Source organism: Mesorhizobium sp. B2-6-2, assembly GCF_006440615.1.
Taxonomy (GTDB): domain Bacteria; phylum Pseudomonadota; class Alphaproteobacteria; order Rhizobiales; family Rhizobiaceae; genus Mesorhizobium.
Genome location: NZ_VFUG01000013.1, coordinates 73,696 through 99,132 on the forward strand (window position 1 = coordinate 73,696; position 25,437 = coordinate 99,132).

20 protein-coding genes and 4 pseudogenes are annotated in these 25,437 nt (G+C 61.3%); 16 read left to right on the top strand and 8 right to left on the bottom strand.

Going from position 1 to position 25,437, the window contains the following annotated elements; genetic code table 11:
- Positions 1-111 precede the first annotated feature (111 nt).
- On the top strand, positions 112-1,467 hold the full coding sequence (hemN, locus tag FJ419_RS22440) for an oxygen-independent coproporphyrinogen III oxidase (protein WP_064994188.1): 1,356 nt from the start codon (positions 112-114) through the stop codon (positions 1,465-1,467).
- 831 nt (positions 1,468-2,298) lie between these two features.
- Here hemN and FJ419_RS22445 read toward each other — a convergent pair.
- The 3 genes from FJ419_RS22445 to FJ419_RS30865 all read right to left on the bottom strand — a co-directional run bounded on the left by FJ419_RS22445 (position 2,299) and on the right by FJ419_RS30865 (position 4,123).
- Entirely contained in the window at positions 2,299-2,748 is a 450-nt protein-coding gene (locus FJ419_RS22445; RefSeq protein WP_140698304.1) for a prephenate dehydratase domain-containing protein, read from the bottom strand.
- A 265-nt stretch (positions 2,749-3,013) separates the two neighbouring features.
- Positions 3,014-3,226, bottom strand: a complete 213-nt coding sequence (locus FJ419_RS22450; RefSeq protein WP_008874821.1) for a cold-shock protein — start codon at positions 3,224-3,226, stop codon at positions 3,014-3,016.
- 708 nt (positions 3,227-3,934) lie between these two features.
- Positions 3,935-4,123: a hypothetical protein gene (locus tag FJ419_RS30865; protein ID WP_176479561.1), complete on the bottom strand. Its 189-nt coding sequence runs from the start codon at positions 4,121-4,123 to the stop codon at positions 3,935-3,937.
- Between the two features lie 80 nt (positions 4,124-4,203).
- On the opposite strand from FJ419_RS30865, the pseudogene FJ419_RS22460 reads away from it, so the two are divergent.
- From FJ419_RS22460 to FJ419_RS22490, 9 genes and pseudogenes are all read left to right on the top strand, one after another.
- Positions 4,204-5,496: pseudogene (locus tag FJ419_RS22460) on the top strand (cytochrome P450).
- A 1-nt stretch (position 5,497) separates the two neighbouring features.
- Positions 5,498-5,803, top strand: a pseudogene (locus tag FJ419_RS30870) (ferredoxin).
- A gap of 87 nt (positions 5,804-5,890) precedes the next feature.
- The gene (locus FJ419_RS30875) at positions 5,891-6,280 is read left to right on the top strand and encodes an SDR family NAD(P)-dependent oxidoreductase (protein ID WP_176479560.1); all 390 of its coding nucleotides are present in this window, start codon (positions 5,891-5,893) and stop codon (positions 6,278-6,280) included.
- Positions 6,277-6,402: a hypothetical protein gene (locus FJ419_RS31460; protein ID WP_263483495.1), complete on the top strand. Its 126-nt coding sequence runs from the start codon at positions 6,277-6,279 to the stop codon at positions 6,400-6,402. The genes FJ419_RS30875 and FJ419_RS31460 overlap by 4 nt, the downstream gene beginning before the upstream one ends.
- Positions 6,403-6,410: 8 nt before the next feature.
- On the top strand, positions 6,411-7,754 hold the full coding sequence (locus FJ419_RS22470; RefSeq protein ID WP_064994225.1) for a cytochrome P450: 1,344 nt from the start codon (positions 6,411-6,413) through the stop codon (positions 7,752-7,754).
- Between the two features lie 151 nt (positions 7,755-7,905).
- On the top strand, positions 7,906-8,904 hold the full coding sequence (locus FJ419_RS22475; RefSeq protein ID WP_064994191.1) for a polyprenyl synthetase family protein: 999 nt from the start codon (positions 7,906-7,908) through the stop codon (positions 8,902-8,904).
- 297 nt (positions 8,905-9,201) lie between these two features.
- Entirely contained in the window at positions 9,202-10,752 is a 1,551-nt protein-coding gene (locus FJ419_RS22480) for a hypothetical protein (protein ID WP_064994192.1), read from the top strand.
- A pseudogene (locus FJ419_RS22485) lies at positions 10,749-10,958 on the top strand (hypothetical protein); the annotation flags it as partial. The gene FJ419_RS22480 and the pseudogene FJ419_RS22485, both read left to right, overlap by 4 nt.
- Positions 10,958-11,566: pseudogene (locus tag FJ419_RS22490) on the top strand (alpha-hydroxy-acid oxidizing protein); the annotation flags it as partial. The pseudogenes FJ419_RS22485 and FJ419_RS22490, both read left to right, overlap by 1 nt.
- A 936-nt stretch (positions 11,567-12,502) precedes the next feature.
- Here FJ419_RS22490 and FJ419_RS22495 read toward each other — a convergent pair.
- Positions 12,503-12,811, bottom strand: a complete 309-nt coding sequence (locus FJ419_RS22495) for a hypothetical protein (protein ID WP_064994193.1) — start codon at positions 12,809-12,811, stop codon at positions 12,503-12,505.
- 155 nt (positions 12,812-12,966) lie between these two features.
- Between FJ419_RS22495 and FJ419_RS31585 the strand changes: the two genes are divergently transcribed.
- The gene (locus tag FJ419_RS31585; protein WP_064994194.1) at positions 12,967-14,082 is read left to right on the top strand and encodes a response regulator; all 1,116 of its coding nucleotides are present in this window, start codon (positions 12,967-12,969) and stop codon (positions 14,080-14,082) included.
- Between the two features lie 227 nt (positions 14,083-14,309).
- On the opposite strand, the gene FJ419_RS22505 is transcribed toward FJ419_RS31585, so the two are convergent.
- Both FJ419_RS22505 and FJ419_RS22510 read right to left on the bottom strand, forming a co-directional pair.
- Positions 14,310-14,555 carry a hypothetical protein gene (locus FJ419_RS22505; protein WP_064994195.1) on the bottom strand — a complete coding sequence of 82 codons (246 nt, stop codon included), beginning with the start codon at positions 14,553-14,555 and terminating at the stop codon, positions 14,310-14,312.
- A 342-nt stretch (positions 14,556-14,897) separates the two neighbouring features.
- The gene (locus tag FJ419_RS22510; protein WP_064994196.1) at positions 14,898-15,602 is read right to left on the bottom strand and encodes a DsbA family protein; all 705 of its coding nucleotides are present in this window, start codon (positions 15,600-15,602) and stop codon (positions 14,898-14,900) included.
- Positions 15,603-16,383: 781 nt separating this feature from the next.
- Between FJ419_RS22510 and FJ419_RS22515 the strand changes: the two genes are divergently transcribed.
- Both FJ419_RS22515 and FJ419_RS22520 read left to right on the top strand, forming a co-directional pair.
- On the top strand, positions 16,384-16,560 hold the full coding sequence (locus FJ419_RS22515) for a hypothetical protein (protein ID WP_224655962.1): 177 nt from the start codon (positions 16,384-16,386) through the stop codon (positions 16,558-16,560).
- A 1,915-nt stretch (positions 16,561-18,475) separates the two neighbouring features.
- The gene (locus FJ419_RS22520; protein ID WP_064994199.1) at positions 18,476-18,694 is read left to right on the top strand and encodes a hypothetical protein; all 219 of its coding nucleotides are present in this window, start codon (positions 18,476-18,478) and stop codon (positions 18,692-18,694) included.
- Positions 18,695-18,865: 171 nt separating this feature from the next.
- Here FJ419_RS22520 and FJ419_RS22525 read toward each other — a convergent pair whose 3' ends face one another.
- Positions 18,866-19,150 carry a hypothetical protein gene (locus FJ419_RS22525; RefSeq protein ID WP_064994200.1) on the bottom strand — a complete coding sequence of 95 codons (285 nt, stop codon included), beginning with the start codon at positions 19,148-19,150 and terminating at the stop codon, positions 18,866-18,868.
- 392 nt (positions 19,151-19,542) lie between these two features.
- On the opposite strand from FJ419_RS22525, the gene FJ419_RS22530 reads away from it, so the two are divergent.
- Complete coding sequence (locus FJ419_RS22530) at positions 19,543-21,018, top strand: NAD-dependent succinate-semialdehyde dehydrogenase (RefSeq protein ID WP_064994201.1); 1,476 nt, start codon at positions 19,543-19,545, stop codon at positions 21,016-21,018.
- A 501-nt stretch (positions 21,019-21,519) separates the two neighbouring features.
- Positions 21,520-22,284 carry an HAD-IIA family hydrolase gene (locus FJ419_RS22535; protein WP_064994202.1) on the top strand — a complete coding sequence of 255 codons (765 nt, stop codon included), beginning with the start codon at positions 21,520-21,522 and terminating at the stop codon, positions 22,282-22,284.
- Positions 22,285-22,685: 401 nt separating this feature from the next.
- Here the strand turns inward: FJ419_RS22535 and FJ419_RS22540 are convergent, their stop codons facing one another.
- Positions 22,686-23,306 carry a DUF2285 domain-containing protein gene (locus tag FJ419_RS22540; protein WP_084015906.1) on the bottom strand — a complete coding sequence of 207 codons (621 nt, stop codon included), beginning with the start codon at positions 23,304-23,306 and terminating at the stop codon, positions 22,686-22,688.
- A 1,162-nt stretch (positions 23,307-24,468) separates the two neighbouring features.
- Here FJ419_RS22540 and FJ419_RS22545 point away from each other — a divergent pair.
- The gene (locus FJ419_RS22545) at positions 24,469-25,140 is read left to right on the top strand and encodes a GNAT family N-acetyltransferase (RefSeq protein WP_084015908.1); all 672 of its coding nucleotides are present in this window, start codon (positions 24,469-24,471) and stop codon (positions 25,138-25,140) included.
- Positions 25,141-25,437 lie beyond the last annotated feature (297 nt).

Below are 25,437 nucleotides of genomic sequence, written 5' to 3' on the forward strand. Positions count from 1 at the left end.
TCCTTGCAGGGCGTGATTACACGCGCGAAGCGGAATGGAATTGACATAGCGCAGGGACACAGGAGACCGCGGCGGTAAAAGGACCAACTTTTCAGCTTGGGACGGAAACTGTTGCAGACCTCTATCCTGAAAGAATATCGCGAGGCTCTCCTGCCTTGGTACACCATCTATCCGACTGTGCCGGAGTTCACCGCCACCGTCAGGCCCGAAAGCTATCAGGAATGGCTAAGAGGTCTGCCGGCTGACGATCCGGTGTCTCTCTATCTCCACATTCCGTTCTGCCGATCGATTTGCTGGTATTGCGGCTTCCCAACCACGATTGCCCGCAATCAGGGTCCGATCCTCGATTATCTGGCCGTTCTGCGTGACGAGATCCGTTTGGTCTGGCAGCAAGTGCAGCAGGGGCTCGTCGTGAACGACGTGCATTTCGGCGGTGGAACCCCGACCCTGATCGGAGCAGCGGAGTTCTTGGCCATGATCCAACTCCTGCGCCGCCGCTTCGCGTTCAGGGAGTCCGCGACAATCGCCGTCGAAATTGACCCGCGCACCTTCACGGCCGAGATTGCCGAAGCAATGGGAGCAGCCAATGTGAGCCGCGCGAGTCTCGGAGTGCAGAGCTTTGATCCGATTGTTCAAAAAGCGATAAACCGCGTCCAGAGCGAGGCGCAGACGGCCGCTGCCGTCGAAGAGCTGCGCCGGCATGGGGTAAGCGGCATCAACGTCGATCTCATTTTCGGTCTTCCGAATCAGACAGTAGAGTCCTGCGTCCAGACTGCGGCGGCAACTGTCGCCATGCGCCCCAACCGGCTTGCGGTGTTCGGCTACGCGCACATTCCATCGGTGATAAAGAATCAGCGCCTGATCGAGACGACTGCGCTGCCGGACAGCGTCGCCCGCGCCGAACAGGCTGCGGCCGTGGCCGAGACGCTGGTCGCCGCCGGCTACCAAGAGATCGGCCTCGACCATTTCGCCTTGCCGGACGACGAACTTACGCTGGCGCAGACCAGTGGTCGGCTACGGCGTAACTCGCTGGGTTACTCGGCCGACACCTGCAAAACCCTGATCGGTTTCGGCGCGTCGGCTATCGGGCGGGTCGGCGAGGGTTACGTCCAGAACGAGGTAACACGTGAGTCCTACAGCCGGCACATAGCAGCTGGCCGTTTGGCGACGTCAAAAGGCTACCGGCTCACAGACGACGACCGCGTGCGAGCCGTGATCATAGAGCGGCTGATGTGCGATTTGCGGGCCGATGTGCCGGCAATTTGTGCGGCCTTTGGATTCGATCCAACTCGCCTTCTCGATTCGGCTGCTGAACGCTTGGCGAAGCTGGCTGAGGATGGGATAGTGGACATTGAAAACGGTTTCATCCGGGTGCGGCAGGAGCATCGTTTCGTAGTTCGCGCTGTTGCTGCCGCATTCGATGCTTTTCTCGACCGGGTTGTTCCACAGCACAGCCAATCAGCGTGAGGTGCCAAAGCGATAAGCTCGTGCCGAACGGCAAGCTCCTAAAACCGCCGCAGGCCCCGGTCACGGCGCCCCCTGCGCGGATTGAAGTGTTTGACGGTCCCGAATGGACGAGCGTGTCGCCGATAACGCGACACAGTCATCGATGGTGACTTGTTTTGCGAGATGCCCGGCCGGTCGACGTCTTGTGCTTATGAATACTACTTTCGCAGGCAAGAAAACTGAGCGAAAACGACAAGATCGTCGGCGCGATGATCTCGTGGACGCGCGGCACGGTCGTGTCTTCTCATCAGTGATGAGGATCAACAGTTTTGGAGTTATGGGCAGAAACTACCCTAGCCTTAGCTAATAGCAACGTGGGAGGACCCGAGAATTCTAAAGCCATCAATATCCGCCAACGCAGCCAGCGCCGGGTGCGTCAAAACATGGCCAGCGACATCGATGACATATTTATGGGTGTCCAGCCGCTCGCATGTCGGACGCTCATAGACATTGAGAACGGCTAAATTATCCTTCGAGAACATGTTCAGGACACAACTGAGATTGCTCTGAAACGCGGAGGTGAAGTGTCGTCCGGTCAAATCCTGTCGGCGCAGGGGTCCTGCCCCCGAGCACCCACCACCGCTTAACGTTATGCAGCCCTTCTTCAATTCCTGTTCGCAATATCTGCAGATTGTACAGCTTGGCACCAAGCGCAGGACCAAATGCCGCTGTCGAGGGCGAGGCTTAGCGACTAAAGATGTCGCTCCCTTACGGCTCTCTCGCTCGACATTGGGCATGTTCTCGTCGAGCGACCCGGCCACCTCCTGCAAGGCTACGGCGTGGCCAAGCACCTTAGTGACTCATCGAGAAACTCGCATCCTTGCTGGCCATCAGGCTATAGCTCAAGACCTTCGGGTACTCGGCGATGACCCTGGGAGACCTCAAGCGCAGGACTTGGTCGAGGTAGAGAGTGGTTCCGACCAGAGAGGTCGTAGCTGGAACGCATGCAACGTCGACGCAGCCATTCTCATATGCTTCGAACAATCCGTCGTTGAACGGAACGAGTTCAACTTGGTCGCCAAAGAGGTCTAGCGAGGCTTGATGTGTCCAGGTCCCCTCAGGGCCAATGTACCCTACCCGCTTGATCGCGGAGGTGTCGACCGCTGGAGGCTGGCTGAATTGCTGGTTCATTTCCTCGGCACGCTCGATCGATAATGCGTCAGAGCCCTCATTCATGAAAATCACACGCACGGGTTCATGACCGAAAATATAGCATTGATCGGTGGAAGCGAGCGGACCCACAAGAAGCTCGCAGCTTGGTCTCGTTGTCCAGATTCGTTCTGATGCGCGCGGTCGCCGTCGGCATCTGCTACGTGAGAATCTACAGCAGAAAAAATAAGAGGGCTGGGACCCGCCCCTCCTCACTTGCAAACATCTTATTTCAGTAGAACTTGGCAGCTTCCCGCAAACCGCCGCCCGGTCAGCGGGAGATCCGTTTCTTGCCCGCTCCTATGGCGCGGTCAGTGGCACTTCTGCCCGGCTCTTGCCGGGCAGAGGCAGAAAAAGATCAGCCAGCTTTGCTGAGACTGCCTGCGGAGGACTTGCCGGTACGGCGGTCCTGTTCGACCTCGTAGTTGATCTTCTGGCCCTCATTAAGGGTCGAAAGGCCCGCTCGTTCGACAGCGGAAATGTGAACGAAAACGTCCTGACCTCCGTTGTCAGGCTGGATAAAACCGAATCCCTTGGTGCTGTTGAACCACTTCACCGTTCCAGTCGCCATAGTCGTATTCCTTTGTAACCATTCAATGTAGGCAGGCCATAGGCCAGGTCCGCTTCATATCTGAGATTTTAGGGGCAGCAAAAGCGAAAATAGCAAAAGCCCCGGTCAAATCGCAAATCGGCTCGCAAGCTCCATCATGACCGCCTCTCGCGGAAGCGTCTCCCCGCGCTGGCGTTCCGAATGGCAAAACAAGTCCTGCAACGCTCCGGTAAATTCCAGACCGCGTCTATCGCTGTTTGGAGTCGTGTTAGGGGACCAGCGATCGGCCGATGTGGGCAGGAGTACGCGGACGACCAGCAACTACAGGCGCGCGCTAACGCCACGATATTGGACATCTCCGAAGGGTAGCTCACCTAGCCACCTTTTTAAGCGGCGAGGGCTTCCCATTTCGGGCGGTGTAAGATGTCCGACAATGTCGGATACGTCACATAGCTGAGTCCGACAATCACATCGCCGAAACGGGGTTTTCTCATTTGGCACGGTTCGTGCGCAGTCATCGCAAACACGTCACGAGCCGAGGAGAGTCATCCAATGATCCCCAAAAAAATACCGTCTCACGTTTCCCAGATTAGCTCAAAGATGACGCTCGTGTCAGGCCTCGAAACATGTTGATGCCTCATCTGGCTCGGGGCTACCCACCGCTCCACTATCTCCCACTAAAGGGACGAGCACGCAGCACCCTCAACATAAGGGACAACTCACTTTGCCTCAAAACTTGCCCATCGGCCGGTCACCAAGAGACGCCGTCAGCAAACCTTCAGTCTGGCTCTTTTTGCGACCGCGCTGGCCTTCGTGAGCACCGCTCCGGTTCTGGCGGCTACCGATGACATCAAGGCGACGGCCAATCACGTCGCCGGCGAGTTTGACCGCGCGGTGGCCGAGATCGGTGGCTCGCACGACGCCTTCACCTCCTATGACTATACTGCCTACCACCCTGGCGCGCGCCGGTCAGATCAGCCAGCCAAGAGGTAACTAAGATGGACGTGCAAGAAACCAAGACAGCATGCCGGGACGCCTTCGCCGAACTGGCGTCGCCAGCGTGCATCCACGACCCGTATCCGTTTATGCGGTGGTAGCGCGAGCACGATCCGGTGCATCGCGCGGCCTCGGGCCTCTTTCTGTTGAGCCGCCACGCCGACATTTACTGGGCGCTCACGGCCACGGGCGATGCATTTCGGGGACCGGCGCCTGGCGAACTGGCGCGCTATTTCCCGCGTGCGGCGACCAGCCTGTCCCTCAATCTAATGGCGTCCACGATAGCGATGAAGGACCCACCGACGCATACGCGTCTGCGCCGGCTGATCTCTCGCGATTTCACCATGCGCCAGATCGACAACCTGCGGCCGAGCATCGCGCGCATCGTCGCAGCGCGCCTGGACGGCATGGCGCCCGCGCTGGAGCGCGGGGAGGCGGTGGATCTGCATCGGGAATTCGCGCTGGCCTTGCCCATGCTGGTCTTCGCCGAACTGTTCGGCCTGCCCCAGGACGACATGTTCGGGCTCGCCGCCGGCATCGGCGCCATTGTGGAAGGCCTGAGCCCGCACGCCAGCGATCCCCAGCTCGCCGCGGCGGACGCAGGCAGCGCCAGGGTGCAGGCCTACTTCGGCGACCTCATACAGCGCAAGCGCACCGATCCCCGCCATGACATCGTGTCGATGCTGGTCGGCGCACACGACGACGATGCCGACACGCTATCGGATGCAGAGTTGATCAGCATGCTGTGGGGCATGCTGCTGGGCGGCTTCACCACCACTGCTGCGGCCATCGACCACGCGGTCCTGGCGATGCTGGCTTATCCCGAACAGCGGCATTGGCTGCAGGGAGACGCCGTGGAGGTGAAGGCATTCGTCGAAGAAGTCCTGCGCCGCGACGCGCCCGTCCTGTTCAGCGCCACTCCGCGTATCGCCCAGCGCGACATCGAACTGGGCGGCGTGGTGATCCCGAAGAACGCGGACGTTCGCGTGCTGATCGCGGCCGGCAATCGCGACCCGGACGCCTTCGCCGATCCCGACCGCTTCGATGCCGTGCGGTTCTACGGCACCAATCCGGGCATGTCGACCGACGGGAAGATCATGCTCAGCTTCGGCCACGGCATCCACTTCTGCCCCGGTGCGCAACTGGCCCGGATGCAGTTGGCCGAGAGCCTGCCGCGGATCCAGGCGCGCTTCCCCACGCTGGCATTGGCCGAGCAGCCGACCCGGGAGCCCTCCGCGTTCCTTAGGACGTTCCTCGCGCTGCCGGTGCGGCTGAATGCGCAGGCAGGGGGCTGAGATGCGCGTCGTGGTCGACCAGGATCTGTGCGGAACCACCGGGCAGTGCGTGCTTACGCTGCCGGGCACCTTTCGCCAGCGCGAACCGGACGGCGTGGCTGAAGTGTGCGTGGCGACGGTCCCGCAGGCGTTGCACGTCGCCGTGCGGCTCGCGGCCAGCCAGTGCCCGGTCGCCGCCATTCGGGTCATCGAAAGCGACGCTGGCGATGACGAGCGCGCCAGCGCCGACGCTGCGCCTTCTCGGCGGAACCCGAGCGGCATGCCGCGAAAGACCAACAATCCAGAAGGACACGATGGGACGGTTTGAAGGCAAGGTGGCCGTGGTGACCGGCGCCAGCGCCGGCATCGGCAAGGCATGCGCCCTCGCCATCGCGCCGAGGGCGGCAGAGTGGTGGTGGCCGACATTGATGGCTCGGCGACCATCGCCTGCACCGCGCAGATCACGGCCGAAGCGGGCCACGCGCTGGCCCTGGCCATGGACATCGCCGATGCGCAGGCGGTGGCAGCGCTGTTCCAGACGGCGGAGCGGCATTTCGGTGAGGTCGGCTGCGTGAACAACGCGAGCTATGCATCTGACCCCGCGCGAGCGCGCGATGCTCGACCTGGATCTGGCGGTCTGGATCAGACCATGGCGACCAATCTGCGCGGCACGCTGCTCTGCTGCCGGCAGGCCATCCGACGGCTGATCGCCCGCGGCGGTGGCGCGATCGTCAACATGTCGTCGTGCCAGGGCTCAGCGGTGACACCGCCCAGACGTCCTACCCCGCGTCGAAGGCGGCGATGAACATGCTGTCGGCCTCGCACGCCATGCTGGCGCATGTGCGGACGTACGCCGACGGTGGCAACAGCCGCGCCGCGCGGCCTGCCGGCGACACCGTCGAAGCGGCCGCGGCGCCGCGCTGCTGATGGAGCTGATGAACATGCTGCTCAACCCGCTGAACCGTCGCCACCGGCTGCGGCACGACATCCCGGTCGTGCCCGGCGCTTTCCCCCTGGTCGGGCATCTTCCCGCCATCATCTGCGACCTGCCGCGCCTGCTGCGGCGCGCGGAACGGACGCTGGGCAGCTACTTCTGGCTGGATTTCGGCCCTGCCGGACACCTGATGACCTGCATGGATCCGGACGCGTTCGCACTGCTTCGGCACAAGGACGTGTCCTCGGCGCTGATCGAAGGGATCGCGCCCGAATTGCTTGGTGGAACGATGGTCGCCCAGGACGGCGGCGCGCACCGGCAGGCGCGCGATGCGATCAAGCCGGCGTTCCTGCCCAAGGGGCTGACCCAGGCCGGCATCGGCGACCTGTTCGAGCCCGTCATCCGGGCGCGTGTGCAGGCGTGGCGCGACCGCGGCGACGTAGCCATCCTGCGTGAAACCGGCGACCTGATGCTAAAGCTCATCTTCCGCCTCATGGGAGTCCCCGCGCAGGACCTGCCGGGATGGCATCGCAAGTACCGGCACCTGGTGCAGTTGATCGTCGCGCCCCCGATCGACCTGCCCGGACTGCCCTTGCGGCGCGGCCGCGCCGCCCGCGACTGGATCGACGCGCAGTTGCGCCAGTTCATCCGCGACGCGCGCGCGCATGCCGCGCGCACCGGGTTGATCAAGGACATGGTGAGCGCCTTCGATCGCAGCGACGATGCGCTCTCCGATGACGTCCTGGTCGCCAATATCCGCTTGCTGCTGCTTGGCGGTCACGAGACCACCGCCTCGACGATGGCCTGGATGGTGATCGAGCTGGCGCGGCAGCCTGTGCTGTGGGACGCCCTGGTCGAAGAGGCGCAACGCGTGGGCGCGGTGCCGACCCGGCACGCGGACCTAGCGCAGTGTCCGGTCGCCGAGGCGCTGTTCCGCGAGACGCTGCGCCTGCATCCGGCGGTCACGCTCCTGCCGCGTCAAGCGCTGCAGGAATTGCAACTCGGCCAATGGCGCATTCCCGCGGGTACCCATCTGTGCATCCCGCTGCTGCATTTCTCGACCTCGGCGCTGCTGCACGAGGCGCCTGATCAGTTCCGCCTGGCGCGATGGCTGCAACGCACGGACCCGATCCGGCCGGTGGACATGCTGCAGTTCGGTACCGGCCCACACGTCTGCATCGGCTACCACCTGGTATGGCTGGAACTAGTGCAGTTCTGCATCGCCTTGGCCCTGACCATGCACAAGGCCGGGGTGCGGCCGCGGTTGCTGAGCGACGTCGAAAAAGGCCGGCGCTATTACCCGACCGCAAATCCGTCCATGAAAATCCGCATCGGATTCTCATGAGCTGGCATCGCATGCCCCGTGTGGCGAGGCAGCGGCGAGCGACGCGCAGCATTGCTGCACTCGGCGCGCGCGCTCGGTGCGACGCCGGCAACAGCGCGGCGGTCGCCGCTCTCCGAGGCCGTCTCCTGTCAGGCACAAGGACATGAACAACATGCAAGCCGGTTCCAAGCCACATGACGACCGAACTGGCGTTTCCGCGATCGGGGGATTGGGCGCGCAGGCGCGCGGCGCATCCGGCAGGCTGCTGCCGGAGATCTGGATGCAGGACGGCGCAAAGGGGGTCGAACAGGCGCTGGCGCGTCTTCTGTGCGCCGAAGACGATGGCGAGACCGAGCTGATGGCGGCGATGCGCTACGCCACCTTGCATGGCGGGAAGCGCACGCGCGCCTTGCTCTGTCTGGCTGCCGGCGCACTGGCCGATACGCCGGCGCACGTGCTCGAGGACGTCGGCGCCGCCATCGAGATGATCCACGCCTGTACCCTGGTCCACGACGACCTGCCCGCGATGGACAACGACGTGCTTCGCCGCGGCCTTCCGACTGTGCACGTCAAGTTCGGCGAAGCCACTGCGATCCTGGTCGGCGATGCGCTGCAGGCGCACGCCTTCCTCACCCTGGCGAGCCTGGATGCGCCGGGCGACAACCGTATCGCGCTCGTGCACGAACTGGCACAGGCGGTGTCCGCCGAGGGTGCCGCAGGCGGGCAGGCCAAGGATCTGTCGCTGGTCGGAAAGCATGTCGAGCTGGACAGGATCGTGGCGATGCACCGGATGAAGAGCGGAGCGCTGGTGCGCGCGTCCGTTCGCATGGGCGCGCTATGCGCCATCACGGAGGATGCCGCGCACGCCGCGCTGTACAGTGCGCTCGATCGCTACAGCGCCTGTTTCGGCCTGGCGCTGCAGGTGGTTGACGACATTCTCGACGCGACAGCGGATGCCGCGACGCTGGGCAAGACACCCGGCAAGGACGCTGCGGCGCAGAAGCCGACCTGCGCGTCGATCATGGGGCTGCAAGCAGCGCGCCAGTTTGCGCTGGATCTGTTGCGCGACGCCGGGGAGGCCATCGCCCCGCTGGGGCCGCGTGCGGAACCGTTGGCGCAGATGCTGCAGCGGGCCACCGCGTATCTGTTAAAGCACGCGCCATGCGCATGAGGCGCCCCGTCCGCATGGAGTCGCCCCTGTGCCGCGCGATCGGCCGGCGACAGCGGTGGATGCTGCACTCTGTCCGAGTCCGCGGCGCCGATCGCAGCGGTTGCCCAGCACGGCCGTGTCACGCGGCGCGCGGCGCTAGCCTATTGGGCGAACCGACGCCAGCCGCGCGTCGCCGCGCCGGAGCAGGGCGGCCGTCCGGCGCTGCCCACGCGCCTGGCCGCGACGGGCCTGCGGCGACGTGCGCGGCGTCTGCCCGATCTTGGTTCTCGTCAACCTTCTGCAGAAGGAACATCCCGCGTGAACGCGCTGTCCGAACAGATCCTTTCCGAATTGCGCCACTTGCTGAGCGAGATGAGCGACGGCGGCAGCGTCGGTCCGTCCGTCTACGACACGGCGCGAGCGCTGCAGTTCCACGGCAACGTCACCGGTCGGCAGGACGCATACGCCTGGCTGATCGCGCAGCAACAGGCCGATGGCGGATGGGGAAGCGCGGACTTCCCGCTGTTTCGCCATGCGCCCACGTGGGCGGCGTTGCTGGCATTGCAGCGCGCTGACCCTCTTCCCGGCGCTGCCGACGCAGTCCAGGCTGCAACCCGGTTCCTCGAACGCCAACCCGATCCCTACGCGCATGCGGTGCCGGAAGACGCGCCGATCGGCGCGGAGCTGATCCTGCCGCAGTTGTGCGGCGAGGCCGCATCCTTGCTGGGCAGCATGGCGTTTCCGCGCCACCCGGCGCTGTTGCCGTTGCGGCAAGCCTGCCTGGTCAAGCTGGGGGCGGTGGCGACGTTGCCGAGCGGCCATCCATTGCTGCACTCCTGGGAAGCCTGGGGGACGTCGCCGACCACCGCATGCCCGGATGAAGACGGCAGCATCGGCATCAGTCCGGCGGCCACCGCCGCGTGGCGTGCGCACGCCGTGACACAAGGGAGCAGGCCGCAGGTCGGGTGCGCCGACGCGTATCTGCAGGCGGCATCGCGGGCGACGCGCAGCTGCATCGAAGGTGTCGTTCCCAGCGTCTGGCCGATCAATGTGTTTGAGCCATGCTGGTCGCTGTACACCCTGCATCTGGCCGGGCTGTTCGCGCATCCCGCGCTCGCCGAGGCGATGCGCGTGATCGTCGCGCAGCTCGACGCCCGCCTGGGCGTGCGCGGTCTGGGCCCGGCCTTGCACTTCGCGGCCGATGCGGACGACACCGCCGTTGCGTTGTGCGTCCTGCGCCTTGCAGGCCGCGACCCGGCGGTCGATGCGTTGCGCCATTTCGAAATCGGCGAGCTGTTCGTCACCTTTCCCGGCGAGCGCAATGCCTCAGTGTCGACCAACATACATGCCCTGCATGCATTGCGACTATTGGGAAAGCCCGACGCCGGCACCGGCGCCTACGTCGAGGCCAATCGCAACCCACACGGTCTATGGGACAACGAAAAATGGCACGTTTCGTGGCTGTATCCCACCGCGCATGCGGTCGCTGCGCTGGCGCAAGGCAAGCCCCAGTGGCGCGACGAGCGCGCGCTAGCGGCGCTGCTGCAGGCGCAGCGTGACGACGGCGGCTGGGGCGCCGGTCGCGCGTCCACATTCGAGGAAACCGCCTATGCGCTGTTCGCGTTGCACGTGATGGACGGGAGCGAAGAGCCGACAGAGCGCCGGCGCATCGCGCAGGCGGTGGGGCGTGCGCTGGAGTGGATGCTCGCCCGCCATGCGGCGCATGCCTTACCGCAGACGCCGCTGTGGATCGGCAAGGAACTGTATTGCCCCATCCGGGTCGTGCGCGTGGCCGAACTCGCCGGGTTGTGGCTGGCGCTTCATTGGGGGCGGCGCGTCCTGGCCGGGGGAGCAGGAGCGTCGCCATGATCCAGACCGAACGGGCGTTGCAGCAGGTGCTGGAGTGGGGGCGTTCCCTGACCGGGTTCGCCGACGAGCATGCGATGGAAGCGGTCAGGGGCGGCCAGTACATCCTGCAGCGCATCCACCCGAGCCTGCGTGAGACCAGCGCCCGCACCGGCCGCGATCCGCAGGACGAAATGCTGATCGTGACGTTCTATCGCGAACTGGCGCTGCGCTGGAGGCCGATGGACTCATCGTCCATCTCAATCCGCTGCAGGAAGCGGTACAGCCGGAGGGCGACAGCGACTGGCGCGGCGTCCTGGCGCAGATCGCTCGCGCCGCGCGTTGCGTGGGCGTGCCGATCGTGGCCAAGGAAGTGGGGTCGGGCCTGTCCGCCTCGGTGGCCTGTGTGCTCGTCGAGGCGGGCGTGGCGGTGATCGATGTCGCCGGCGCCGGCGGCACCTGTTGGGCCGCGGTGGAGGGCGAGCGCGCCCGCGATGCCGCCGACCGTGCAGTGGCGCTGGCCTTCGCCGATTGGGGGATTCCGACCCCGGCCAGCGTGCAGGCGGTACGTCGGGCGCTGCCGGCGGTGAAGCTGATCGCGTCGGGCGGAATCCGCGACGGCGTCGACGTGGCCAAGGCCATTCGCCTGGGCGCGGACATCGCTGGGCAGGCGGCCGGCGTGCTGCGCGCGGCGACGGTGTCCACCGAGGCGGTTGTCGCGCATTTCGAGATCGTCATCCGCCAGTTGGCCGTCGCCTGTTTCTGCACCGGCTCGGCCGATCTGGCGGCATTACGTCAGGCGCGCTTGTTGCCCTCGGCGCATCTGCCCGCCGGTTGATGCGGGCGTCGTCCGCACGTGGCGGCGGGGCACCTAGAAGGCCGCTGAAATACCTACGCCAGCCCGATCCGGCTTATGGTCAATGAAGCGCGAATACGTGCACATCCAACTTAAGAGACGGCAGGAAGCCGCCGCGTCGCAGGAAGGAGCCGGGTAATCTTCGCCGCCCTGCCCTGTCGGTTCATTCAGCGGTGGCGGCGCACACTGCCACCTGCCCGAACGGAGATTGGCTCCGGCAAGAGCTTTTTCCGCTGCGAAGTGGCGAGCGACGCGGAAGCATGATTGGGAACGCGAACACTCGGCGACGAAAATCCTGAAGCAGCGGGCGAGCATTCATTGTCCCTTTCCTAGGCAGTTAGCAGCAGCAGCAGTCCTAGGGCCAACGCGATGGGACCCAAGAGAAGGCAGGCCGGAACAACGCTCCTTCCAATGCAATTGCGAATTTTGGACGTTTGCTTTGGCCGCATTCTGACGACGGTTTCCTGTCAAGCGACGCACGCGTGGGCGGCGCATTCAGACATTGAATGGTGATGGCTCGAACGAAGTTCTCGTTGTACTGACCCTTCCGAGCCCGCCGCCGATAAAAAAGCGCGATCTGAGCCGACGGATTTGCAAGCAGACACGGGCCCCCTCGCCCCCTTCGGATGCTGCCAGCCGGTGATGGCCACGAGTGCTGTCTAGGTTAGCAAGATCCTCTTCCATGCTCCCGACGGATTGTGGCCAGGTAGCGCGATTTACGCTTGGTCATGCACTCAGGACTTGAAGATCCTGCACTCAGGATATGACAGTGCATCCTTGGCATCGCGGGCGCATGAATAAGGCGGGATTTCGATGATGAGGGCCGCAGCGGGCATTGGCAGTTCGCTCGTGCTGATCATATTTCATCCACGAAGAATAACACCACTAGGCCAATCTCGAGGCTACAGTGGAACAATCCTAAGACAGGGCTTCCAGACATTGTAGGTGACGCATCGCTTTATCCTTAGCCCCCTGCGCCGGCACCACCCACACGCGCGAAGCTACGCGGTCGAAGTGCGTTTCGACGGTTGCCCATCGACTCGACGCCATCTGACCCGCCGTCTTCCCTCTAATCAAACGGAGGTGCCTTTGCTCCGCTTCAGGCTTGGTCAGTACGGCTTGGCGCGGTTGCCATTCGGCGATCCCAACCTCTAAGTTCCCGGCGGCCGGTGCAGCACCGACGATGGTCGCATAAAGAGAAAGTGCCGTGATCAAGATGACGTTCATAACTTGCCTCTAATCGGTTGTTATAATCACCGCCCTTCTGGCACGCGCACCTGACGGCAGCCTGAAAGCCGCCGGAACATTTGCGCTACGGCGTTCAGCCTATTGTCAGGTTCCGTCAATAGGGCACGAACCCTGCCCAATTATTGGAGCTCGGCATGCGAATTTTGCTCATTGAAGACAGCGAGGACTTTGGCAGCGCTGTACGAGAACATATGATAGCTGATGGCCACGCGGTTGAATGGGCCAAGGACCTGTCCGAAGCGCGGTATCACGCAAGTGGGATTCCCTACGGGCTTGTTCTGCTCGATATTAACCTGCCAGACGGTAACGGCCTGGACTACTTGCGGGAGATGAGGAAGGGGCGTGATTCGACACCCGTCATCATCGTGACAGCTCGCCATACGGTCGAGGACCGCATCGAGGGGCTCAATGCTGGTGCCGCCGACTACTTGGTCAAGCCGTTCGATCCCCGCGAACTTTCCGCGCGCATTCATGCCGTGGCGCGTAGTCACGGGAACTTCCCGAAGCCATATTCTGTCGGGGCGCTGTCCATAAACGCGGCTGAGCGGCGCGTCGCCCTCGACGGGCAGCCGGTCAACCTGACTGCACGCGAATGGGCGATTCTCGACTGCGTTCTATCCCGACCCGGAGCGGTAGTTTTGAAGAGGAAGATCGAGGAAGAACTCCTTTCCTTAGGTTCGGAAAGTGAGAGCAATACCGTGGAGGTTTATGTTAGCCGGCTCCGCAAGAAGATCGGCAGGGACCGAATAGCGACACTGCGTGGCTTGGGGTACAGTTTCGTGGAAGAATCACGGAACGGCCTCGGAGACCCTGTCGATCTTGTCCAAAAGGTTCGGTCAGTCGTTGATGACTTCTTGAAAAAGCCGTGGTTTGCCGGACGGCTAATCCTTGACGTCGACGGCTGCCCCGCCTGGGAGTGCAAAGCAGACCACGCCGTTAGAATTCCCGTCGTGCTTCGATGCCTCATCGACAACGCACTCACACATGGACTGCCCGATATCCCGACGACAGTTTCCGTCAGAGCTGATGGAACCATCGCCATTGTAAACGCAGGACCGGTGGTGCCCCTCCCAGACCTTGACGAGATAACAGAGCGTTTTGTGCGTCTGGCGACTCGGGCAACTGTCCCAGGCCAGGGTCTACCCGTCGCTAATTATGTTATCAAGAAGGTCGGTGGCAGCCTTGAACTTGCCTCGCCTGCCACGGGTCGCGGGGATGGTTTTGAGGCGATTATTCGAATCCCTCGATGACCCTGGTTTGCTGCAGCGACCAGGTTGGGCGTAGGAAGCATTGTACGCTGCTGGGCAACGGGAATGTCAAACAGGGGCGGTAACCAAACCCGCGGTGGGCCGGCTCGCCAGAGGAAGGCAGCTTTGGCGGGGCACACCACATCCCAATCCACTGGCGTGAGACAAGCATGCCACGGCCCCGCCCCAAGCCAACCCGTTCGGCAGAGCTCGGCGCTTCCTTGAGCTAATCATAGTCTTCCATATGGCTGTTGCCGGAGAACCGAAGACGGCTTGCTGAAATGATCCAGTTGTTCCAGACCTCGGCCTTTAGCCCTAGTCAGCACCGGCGCGCCGGTTTCCCAGATCAATTTGCTGACACGATTGCCCCCTTCGTCATAGACAAACTCGTTGCCCTTCGGCCAGGTGTAGCCAACGCCACCAAGAAACACGACGCTCCTGTCGGGCACTGAATAGATGGTCGAATGCGCCGCCATTTGTGCAGAACGTGCCGAAAGCAAGAATAGCAAATGATGATGTGCAGCGATTCATGGGGCCGCCTCCTCAGGATAGCCGTTGGTGATCTCTCGTTGAACGACGGCGGCTCTCAGCGACCGTTCGCAGACGTTGTTTGTCGCGGCGACCATTCCTGGGCATTGGTGCAAAGACGTTGAACTCCGATGCGATGTTCAGGACGGCTTAGTCATTGCCCTTTGCCCGGTGCGTTGCATAGCACCGCGCGGGCCGCCCACTACCGCGTTGCCGGGCCATATTGAGATTTGGCCCGGCACGAGAGGCGGCACTCGTGGCCAGAGAGGTTGCACCGGCGGCCAGCCCTGTCAAAATGCCGAAGTTGGTGATCCGGCAGGACGCCTATGCTTTTCCCGCTCGTTGGCGAGGTAGCGGTCCAAATAGTGCATGTTAGCCGCACCTGAAACCACTCGTTTGCCGACAACGACCGCCGGCCCGCCGTGGATGGACAGCTTCTTGGCGAGCGCGGAATTGTGCTTGACGGTGTTTACGATTCCGGGGTCCTTGATGTCCCGCTTGAGTCGCTCAACGTCGAGGCCCTCGTCTCGTGCGATATCCAAAATGTCGGATCCGCTGAGCCGGAGGCTAGTAGCCATTAGGCGGTGATGGAACGCCTCAAATTTTCCCTGTTTGCTGGCGGCGAGCACCGCCCGTGCAGCAAATTTGGAACCCGGTCTCGTGCTCGAATAAGGTATGTAGTAAACCTTCAGCTCGGGATCATGCTTGAGGGCTTGCTGGATCGTACGGTCTACCGCGCGGCGCTGCGGGTCGTTGGAGTCCAAAAATACGGCGATATGGTGGTCGCCATTTGGGTTGCCAGCAGTTGGCGCAGCTGGGTCGTTGAAGAGTGCGTCGTGCCGGTCTGAAATGACCTTCTCCCTATCCTTGCGGAGCTGGCTATTGTATTCGTGCTGGAGCACTAAGTGTGTGACAGTTGGACCATATTTCGCCAGCAGGGAAACCAGCAGCAGTAGGGCTGAAAGGGCGATCCGGCCGGCTTTTAGATTAATCATGGGGAGTTCCAATTAACGGTGAATGGCAGGGCAGTAACAGCCGGCTTGTGACACCCGGACCTGACAGCAGCCTGACAACCTCAGGACATTTGCGTCACGCGGCGTTGAGCGTAGAGTCACGTTCAGAAAGACTCCGCCCTCGAACTGTCGCCCGGCCCCCCTGATGCCACTACGCTCGTCGAAGACGGCAAGGATCTTGGCCGCGGCTGTACGCGAACTTACGATGGTGGCCACGCGGTCGATTGGGCCAAGGTCCTGTCCAAAGCGCGGTTTCGCGGGCCCAGCGCTAGCCACGCGGTCGGCGATCCTTCTGTCGTGAATTTTACTCATGCTGCCGGCGAGCGCCGCCATGCCCCGGTGACGCCGACGATATCACCTTAAGCGGCAAGCGCTTCCCGTAAACTGGCGTTCGATGTCGGACAATGTCGGATCGGCAACATAGCAGAATCCGATTACTCACGTTGCCGAGACGAGTTTCTTGTTTGGCACGGCATGTGCGCGATCCCGCAAACGCCTCACAGACTAAAGAGAAGTCATCCGATGATCACCCACCAAAGAATGCCCTCACATTGATTCACTCAAGATGACGCTCGCGTCTGGCCTCGCAAAATACTGATGGCTCAGTTGGCCCTGCGCTGCCCACCGATCCAGTTTGTCCCGCAAGGGCGTCGAGGACGCAGCATCGGCAAAATGAGGGGCAACTCCTTTGCCTCGAACTTTGCGCATCGCCCGGCAACTACAAGCTAGGCGGTCGATGAACCTTCGGTCTGGCGCTTCGGTTATGGCGGCCAGCGATGACATCAAGGCGACGAATTTTCTGCTCGACAAAGGCATGGAAGTGGTCCTAGTCCCCGATCACCGCGCGCCAACTATCACCCATATGGTGCGGTACAAGATCGGCAGCGCCGACGAGCCCGCCCGGGAAATTCGGCGAACGGGCATTTCCTCGAGCATCTGATTGGCGGCGGCGATCAATCATGCCGCCGGCGAGTTGGACCGCCCGGCGGTCGATATCGGCGGATCGCTGCATGCTTCCAGCTCTCACGCCTGTACCGCCGCGCGGTGTTGCAGCTCGGCGCGCCACATGGCGATGGCGACGGGCCGTGCGCAATGTAATGACATTCGACCGGTTCTGACCCGCTCGGGAAAGGATGGCATTCGAGATGAACTCGCTGGCATTGTCGCTGGCGAGGAGCCGGCCCAATTCCCGGGCAGTCAACTGCCCTCGACCGTGCCGATTAGCGCGCCTTTGCCATGCCGGCGGATTAGCGTGGCCGACCTTACTTCGGCGTGACGCAAGCAATTTCTGCACCAGACGCGCAAGGTATGCCACTCCCTCAAACCGCTCAGCGGCACCTCTAGTCTATGCCGGCATGTAGGCTGCTCCCATCGCGACGGCGTGCGGCAACTCTTCTGGGTCTTGACCCTGTCGGCGATATTATCCGACCGAGGCCAAAAACCTCGCGGCTGTACGCGAACTTACGATGGTGGCGACGCGGTCGATTGGCCAAGGTCCTGTCCGAAGCGCGGTGTTGCGGGCCCAGCGCTAGCCACGCGGTCGGCGATCCTTCTGTCGTGAATTTTACTCATGCTGCCGGCGAGCGCCGCTATGCCCCGGTACGACGATATCACCTTAAGCGGCAAGCGCTTCCCTTAAACTGGCGTTCGATGTCGGACAATGTTGGATCGGCAACATAGCAGAGTCCGATTACTCACGTTGCCGAGACGAGTTTCCTGTTTGGCACGGCATGTGCGATCCCGCAAACGCCTCACAGACTAAAGAGAAGTCATCCGATGATCACCCACCAAAGAATGCGCTCACATTGATTCACTCAAGATGACGCTCGCGTCAGGTCTCGCAAAATACTGATGGCTCAGCTGGCCCTGCGCTGCCCACGCATCCATTTTGTCCCGCAAGTGCGTCGAGGACGCAGCATCGGCGAAATGAGGGGCAACTCACACTTCGCCTCGAACTTTGCCCATCGCCGGTAACGTGGAACTTCGGTCTGGCTGGGTGCACAAGGCCACATTTTGCGACGGCGCTGACCTTCGCGACCACCGCTTCGGTTCTGGCGGTCACCAATGACAGAGCCGGTCGATCGCAGCCCGGGCCAGCTTCTCTCCGGAATGAGCGTCAACGAGCGCGACTCTGCGGCAGGCAAAATGTCAGGTTCACTACAACCTATATCTGAGCACCGTCGAGGTTTTCAAAGCAAACGGCGCTTATTGGGCGCTGAGGTGTTGGCACGGCCTTTGCAAATTGGAGGTGGCAACATCGAGCGAGGTGTTTCGCCTTGTTGCCGGACAGCGAAGTCAAAGCTTCGGAAGGTTTCAGCGGGAAGGAACTCAAAGGATAATTGCGTTCTCTCTGCCGGCAAGGATGAAGAGAACGAGCACGGTAGCATACGCGGTTGATTACGTTGGCGTAATTTACTGCACAATTTTTCTTGTCTTTTGGTTACCCATCTCTCGATGAGAGCATAAACAGAAGAGAAAACAATGAGTGCTGAAGGTAAAAAGAGACGCGGTGTATCTGGCCTCTCAAATGCGCGGAATATTGCATTCCGCTATGGTGGTAGGCCTTCAAACTACAGTTTGGCGATAGGGCACACGACTCATCCGCGTCTGGGCGGTTCGCTGTTCCTCAACGCTATGATCCTGGGGCAAATGCTGCCAGGATTTAACCCAAGTGAACGTATGTTGAAGGCTGCGGACGCTTGTATTGAGGTATGCCCCGCTCTTGGTGCGCCTTTCCACTGAAAGAAGCCGAGAAACCGCAAATGACTTGGCAGATGGTATGAACCCAATTGTAGGCGGGCTGTGCCGCCCTTCGTCTTTGGCATCGTCCGTCTTGTACTCCCAGAAATGGAACAGTGATTGGCTTCCATAACAACAACATCGGACCGTCCGGCGTCGAGATAGCCTGCCTGGCGCCTCGCAATCGCCGTATCGACGTCGGCGGTGAAATAGCTCTCCTCGCCAAAGAGATCGAGGAGGATCTGGCGGGGATAGATCGCAAACAGCGCGAACTTCGGTGGCATCAACTGTCCCGTGCAGCCATGCCTCCATTCGGCCCGCGGCGCGGCGCGTAGGTTGTTGAACAGCGACAGCCATTCCTTCTACCCGTTCCTTGGTCGCTAGCGTCAACTATGCGCTCTCTCGGCCTCGAGCTCGCGGCGGCAGGTATTGCCGATTGCGCCACGGCGCCGCCTGCCTTGGGCAACTGGGCGAACCCGTTGCGCGACTTCACCCGATGTTCTCGATTAGCGAGGGTGAGAGAGCGGCCACATCGTCGCCGGTTCATGATGGCGCGCAGGTCTTCCCGGCTTGCGCTCATCGGCGATTTGTCTTTGCGGCGTGGTGACGCCGCCGTCCGGCGACGATGTCGAAAGTGTCTGGACTGCCGTTTTTGGGACCAACAGCGACTGGAGGATGCTGCGCCGGCGGATGGACGGCACGACATCGGATATGTCCGGCGCCCGCTTGCCGTCTCGCACGTCGAAAGGTGACAAGGTGAGCTCGCCAACGCCAATATAAGCGAGTTGCATGTGATGGACTCCGCCTCCGTCCGAACCTCTGCCAGACCGCCGAGGGAGCCGGTTGCGCCAAGTAGCGCAGGTTATCCGTCAGGCCACTGAGGGATGCCGAGACTGCTGATGGCTTCGGCATCCAAGATGTGACCTTCACTGTGGGCCCCTGCGGCGTAGACGCAGAGCGGAAGAGCGCCACGTAATACCTGCGCTTGGGCAAGCCCATATCCACTGTTCGGTTTGTCTCCTAATGAGACCACCAACCAGACTAAAGCCTTGAGCAATTCGACCTTTCAAATTCGGGGATGGTCTACTAGCTGTCTGGCGGAGGCCCTATAAGGAACCCGCAGGTGCGGAATAGACCGACACCCGCCCGACAACTCATCCGCCGCGTTTAAGAGGAACCCGGTATGCCCCTATGCCTACCGATGATCCGCCACCTGAAATCCCCGGACCTGTTTGGCGCCATCGATCGCTTGCCGGCGCTTGGCGCGCCGGCTAGCGAGCGCACATTCGAAGTCATCAATCCATCGAGCGGCGAAGTGCTGGCGGTGCTTCCCGACATGGGTGTGGAAGAAACGCGCGCTGCGATCGAGAAGGCTTACCTGGCGCAGCCAGGATGGGCGGGGCTGGCCGCCCGAGAACGCAGTGACGCTTTGTGGCGTTGGCATCAGCTGATCATTGACCACACCGACGATCTTGCCGCGATACTCACTGCAGAGATGGGCAAGCCCGTTGCCGAAGCCAAGTCGGAGGTTTCGCACGCGGCCGCGTATCTGCAATGGTACGCCGAAGAGGCCAATCGCATCTATGGCGAGACGATCCCCGCGCCGTCGACAGACCGTCGCATGCTGGTGATCAAGCAGCCGATCGGTGTGGTCGGCACGATTACGCCTTGGAATTTCCCGGCGTCGATGGTGGCGCGCAAGATCTCGCCAGCCCTGGCGGCGGGCTGCGCGATCGTGCTTAAGCCTGCTGAACAGACGCCGCTTGTGGCAGGTGCAATGTTCGCCCTCGCGCACCAGGCCGGCTTTCCCGAAGGCGTCGTCAACCTAGTTTATGCATCTGAAGGTGATGACGTCGGACGCGAACTTTGCTCTAATCCCAAGGTTCGAAAGATCAGCTTCACAGGCTCGACCGAGGTTGGCCGGCTGCTCATGCGCCAGTGCTCGGACCAGATCAAGAAGGTCAGTCTCGAGCTCGGCGGCAATGCCCCTTTCATCGTCTTCGACGACGCCGACATCGACGCTGCGGTTGACGGCGCGATCCAGGCGAAGTTCCGCAACGCCGGCCAGACTTGCGTTTCAGCGAACCGGCTTTACGTCCAATCGAGCGTTCACGATGAATTCGTCGAAAAGTTCGTGGAGAAAGCCCGGTCCTTGTCGGTCGGCGACGGCTTCGCTCCGGCAGTGGACGTCGGACCGCTCATCGACTTGCATGCTTTGGCCAAGATCGAGTCCCACATCGCAGATGCCGTTGCCAAGGGTGGGACAATTCGATGCGGGGGCGAACGTATTGGCAAGGATGGGACCTTCTTCAAACCGACAGTCCTCACTGAAATTTCCAGCAGCATGGCGGTTGCGCAAGAGGAGACTTTCGGGCCACTGGCTCCGATCATTCAATTCACCGATGCGGATCAGGTAGTGCGTGAGGCCAACGACACGATCTACGGCCTCGCCGCCTATTTCTATGCCTCCAATCTGAAGCGTGTCTGGCGCGTTGCCGAGGCGTTGGAATACGGCATGGTTGGCATCAACACGGGGCGTATGTCTTCGGAAGCGGCGCCCTTTGGTGGCATCAAGCAGTCCGGCATTGGGCGAGAGGGTTCCCGCCACGGGCTCGAAGACTACCTCGAAATGAAATACCTCTGCATGGGCGGCATCTGATCTCTATGGGATGGGCCGCCTCAGGCGCAGAATGAACCAAAGGGATGATCGAACGCTTTGGCGAACCTTCTTCCGGCTGGTTTCGGGTCGTTCACCGCGCCCCTGGCCTGCGCGCCTTAAGTGAGATCTAGACGCCGTGCTACGTGAACCGCCTCTACAGCGACGAGGCAAGGTGCCACAAGCGGACGGCAGGTTGCGCATCCTGATCCAAGCGCGGCACGTCTCGCCAGGCTTGTGGTTCGCTGGGAACTAGAGACGCATTGTCCATCAGCTGCGTTGACGCAGCGAAGTCGGCAGCCGACGGCGCAGGGCGTCGGCACGGCGAGCGGTGCGCCCGACACGTTTACGCCGCAACCTCCTTATTGCCGCACGGCCAACTGGGCGCCCTTCGCGCATCGCTCTCAATCGGTACAGTCGCCGGCATTCTCGCCTGGAGAAGATCAGTGACACAAGCCGTGCTCAGGCCGTGCATGCACGAAAGACATCGAGGGTTGATATCCAATGATCACAGCGCATCTGCTCGACATGGACGGAGTCCTGGTCCGCGGCGGCCAACCGATTGCTGGCTCGGTCGGCTATGTGGCCGGGCTAATCGCCACGGGTGAGCCGTTTCAGATCTTCACCAACAACTCGCGCTTCACACCCGAAGATCATGCCGAGCGTCTAAGAGCGGTTGGCTTCGCCGTGCAGCCAGAGCACATCTACACATCGGCGCTCGCCACTGCGCGGTTCATGGAACTGCAAAAGCCCGGATCATCTGCCTATGTCATCGGCGACCACGGTCTGGTTGAGGCTCTGCGGCAGGCAGGCTGCCGGATAACGGAGTTTTCGCCCGAGTTCGTGGTCCTCGGGGATACAATTTCGTACCACTATGAGCAGATCGCAACTGGCGCCGAGCTTGTGGCGAAGGGAGCGCGTTTTCTCGCCACCAATCCAGATGCGACTGGCCCGACCGAACGAGGCTCCCATCCGGCGTGCGGGGCAGTCGCAGCACTAATAGAGAAGGCCACCGGCCGTCAGCCCTATTTCGTCGGGAAGCCGAACCCGTTCATGATGCGCAATGCGCTCGACCGGCTGGGAGTGCGAGCTGTCGATACCATCATGGTCGGGGACCGCATGGATACCGACGTGCTCGCAGGGCTGGAATCGGGCCTGAAAACAGCCCTTGTGCTTACTGGAGTGACCAAACTGGCTGACATAGAGCGGTTTCCATTCAGACCGGATTACGTGGTCGATTGCCTTGCGGATCTGGGCCAGATCATCTGAACCAACAAGCCGAAGGCACCCCGACACCAAGCCTGAACGTGCTCCCTCTACGTTCCGGGCCGTCAACCCAGCGCAATCTGGTGGAAAGCTGGCCGCAAAAGAAGTGATAAGCATGACAAGTTAGTCGAACTACACCCACGTAGCCATGCCGGCGGTCTGCCGTTGCTGGGAAGAACTGGCTCGGCCGCTGCGTATAGCGTATACCCGACGCGGCAGCTTTTTTCTCCGTTGCGTACTCGACATTGTCACCTGTGGAACATTCGAACGTGCCTCTCGGCATCGACTGACGGGTTGAACCAGAGCGCACCTGTAAGGTCTTTCCCCGCCAAGTGGGACCGGGCGAACTGACGTTCTGGATCCGAACTGTTCGCCGGCTGATGTACGGGGCGGACCGTCACTTTTCAAAAAAGGAAATCCCTGTACCCTCCATGCATGAGGGCGCGGCCACGAGAGACAGCGCGGCGAATGCGGTCGCGCAGATGATCGCGAGGATCCCTCCAGTCGGCATGGACGCGCTGTTGACCAATCAGCGCTTCGGCGAGCTCGCGATGTGACGCCCCAGCAAGTGAGCCGTCGAGCGCACGAAGAACGAAGGTCAAACGAGGACCCCGCTTTTCTGGCGGGAATAAGCGGGCAGGAAGCTGTTGACCCACATTTAGACGATTGAGGGACTCGATCGCCCTAAGACGGTGCTTCGAAAGGGTCTCGGGCCAGATGGCCTCGGTACGGAGGCAAACGGGGTGCAAGATATCCGCGCCAGAGACGGCGAGTTGGAGCGTGTGCTTGGTATCCCGAAGAAGAACATGCTGGCCCTTGTCGGGGGCTAGCAGAACCGTCGAACGGCACGGCAATGCCGAGAGCTCGAACGGCGCTGTGCCCGACCACGCGGACAGCTGTTCTGCAATGACCGGCAGCACATGAGCGCACCATAGCGGAGACCAGAATACGACCGAATTGCGCCCATGAGACTCGGCGAAACAGAACACCCCAGCGTGACAGTTCGCAGGCCACGGTGACCACATTGAGAAAAGGTCGGTACGACAAAGTATTGGCCTGCCGGCTTGCTGTGGTCACATCAGGCTGGAATGCTGGATTCCGGCGTAAGAACTCCCAGGCCCATTCGCGCGGCGTCAGAGCTGAGGTGTAATCGTATGATCTTTCATCGCGCCAATCAGCCCCATCGGCGCCATTCACGAGAACTGCAGGCATCATTTTGCTCCCCTGCCAGCCCCCAGGCAGGTCGAAACATCATGCCGGTTGGCAAAGCACCGGCGCAGGGGCCACCAGACCTCGACGAATGCGTTTCGTCGAAGCTGTTGCGGTCGGCACCGTTCAGGGCCGAACACGCCGGCAAATAGCGGCGACATGACCGAACCAGCGCAGCCAGCACGGCCCGAGCTGGCCAAGTGAGTTGGCTCGCCGCCAGTGGCCGGTTCCTGCGCCGCATTCCTGACGTTCCTTGAAGACCGCGTGCCGCAGCGGTGGGTTTCTAGTTGATTGTGCGCAGGTCGTCGTAGCGCCAGCGATATAAGCTTGGCCATGGAGGTCTCCTGGGGGAAGTTCCCCGCCATTGGAGACCAAGATTCACGCTAGGGCATCCTGTATAGTTGTACAGGTGAAGGCGACTGCTCAGAGGACCGAAAAACAGACCGGCGAGGCCCGCAATCGCTTCTTGGGTGGTGCTCACGCCGGGGTTTTCAGAGCGCTGTGGAATGCAGCGGCTGAGCTTCGCTTGCCCCTGGATGCCGCTGATTTCCGAGGCAGACTTGTCCCCACTGCCCTTGGTCCGGGTGTACTGTCAAGCGAAGTAAGGATTCGGCTCCTTGGGCGAAACGAAGACTGATCTCATCTGCTTGCGGTTTCGTGGTCTCGAGGCCGTCGCAAGGCCGGAGTGACGCTTTTCGCGACGTCGGGAGCTGTGACCGCGGATGGTGATCACCGAAGCGGGCGAGCAAGGCGTTTGCTGTCACGCAATCGCGAAACACAGCTGCGCGCCCACCGAGCGGTCGGAGGTGGGCCTATGCCAAGGGCGTCGTTCTCCATTTCTGCGCAAGTACGCAACCTCATTGTGTGACTTAAGATAAATCTTCGTGAAAATGGATGCGCCTCTCGGCGGGTTTTATCAGCCTTCTGCATTTCTGAAACAATATTTTTGCAGAGATTTACCAGAATTTTATCCAAGTAATGAGTATTCTTGGAATCAAGCTGCACGTTCCATCTAGGAACCATACTGCACCTTCTTTAGGTGCCCCTAACTTTAAGTTTTTAGAAACAAGGCATCTGCTTATGCACATCTTAGAAACGCCACACCTATTCCTGAGGCCGCCGTCGCATAGCGACGAGCTTCTTTTGCATGGCCTTCGTAGCGATCCGTTCGTGGTTAACGCCAGGGGTGGACTCGCTCCGACGATTGAGCAGTCGAAAGCTGCACTATTTGAGTTCATTAATCATTGGCAGAACAATCGTTTCGGCTTATGGATGCTGTTCGTCAAAGATCCAGACCAAGGCAACAAATTCGCTGGCTACTGTGGGTTGGCTCGCAGCGGCCTGTACCTTCCAGAAGATCCGAATAATGTTGAAATAGTAACTTGTCTCAACCTTGCGGCTTCGGGAAAGGGGATAGCAGTCGAGGCCGGCAGGGCGGTTGTCCAATTTGCTTTTGAATATTTAAAACTGGAGAAAGTGACTTCATTCGTTCGACCAACGAACATACGTTCGCTTCGTAAGAACATTAAGATAGGATTTTTCTATGTTCGCGACCGTATACATGACAACAATACAATGAGATATTTAGAGGTTTACCCAGAAACAGCCGTAAAAGCTGATCAATTACTTTTTTTCGATGACGCAAAATAGACTTTATGCCGAACAGTAGCGCTGCGACCGAGTCGGCATTTCGGTGTTCGCTTAACCTCGAAGGACTTGGGAACGTGCTTCATACCGACGTGTCCGCGGGCAAGCCGTTGCGAAGAACGGGTTGAATGGGATTGAGTGCTCCCGTGCAGCCTGGGCCGGCCTCTGGACCTTTTCAGCCAATGCCGGCGCTGAGCGCACCAGACCTCGATAGAGGCATTTCGTCGAACCGTGTGCCATCGGCACTGTCGAGAGTAGAAGGCGCGCGCACCACGCATCCAGGCCGTCGCATCCGCATAG

Coding starts and splice junctions, on each gene's coding strand:
- FJ419_RS22450 (WP_008874821.1), bottom strand. CDS start 3,226: ATGGCGACTGGAACGGTGAAGTGGTTCAACAGCACCAAGGGATTCGGT.
- FJ419_RS31460 (WP_263483495.1), top strand. CDS start 6,277: ATGAACATGCTGTCGGCCTCGCACGCCATGCTGGCGCATGTGCGGACG.
- FJ419_RS22470 (WP_064994225.1), top strand. CDS start 6,411: ATGAACATGCTGCTCAACCCGCTGAACCGTCGCCACCGGCTGCGGCAC.
- FJ419_RS22475 (WP_064994191.1), top strand. CDS start 7,906: ATGCAAGCCGGTTCCAAGCCACATGACGACCGAACTGGCGTTTCCGCG.
- FJ419_RS22495 (WP_064994193.1), bottom strand. CDS start 12,811: ATGAACGTCATCTTGATCACGGCACTTTCTCTTTATGCGACCATCGTC.
- FJ419_RS31585 (WP_064994194.1), top strand. CDS start 12,967: ATGCGAATTTTGCTCATTGAAGACAGCGAGGACTTTGGCAGCGCTGTA.
- FJ419_RS22505 (WP_064994195.1), bottom strand. CDS start 14,555: ATGGCGGCGCATTCGACCATCTATTCAGTGCCCGACAGGAGCGTCGTG.
- FJ419_RS22510 (WP_064994196.1), bottom strand. CDS start 15,602: ATGATTAATCTAAAAGCCGGCCGGATCGCCCTTTCAGCCCTACTGCTG.
- FJ419_RS22515 (WP_224655962.1), top strand. CDS start 16,384: ATGGCGGCCAGCGATGACATCAAGGCGACGAATTTTCTGCTCGACAAA.
- FJ419_RS22525 (WP_064994200.1), bottom strand. CDS start 19,150: ATGCAACTCGCTTATATTGGCGTTGGCGAGCTCACCTTGTCACCTTTC.
- FJ419_RS22530 (WP_064994201.1), top strand. CDS start 19,543: ATGCCCCTATGCCTACCGATGATCCGCCACCTGAAATCCCCGGACCTG.
- FJ419_RS22535 (WP_064994202.1), top strand. CDS start 21,520: ATGATCACAGCGCATCTGCTCGACATGGACGGAGTCCTGGTCCGCGGC.
- FJ419_RS22540 (WP_084015906.1), bottom strand. CDS start 23,306: ATGTGGTCACCGTGGCCTGCGAACTGTCACGCTGGGGTGTTCTGTTTC.
- FJ419_RS22545 (WP_084015908.1), top strand. CDS start 24,469: ATGAGTATTCTTGGAATCAAGCTGCACGTTCCATCTAGGAACCATACT.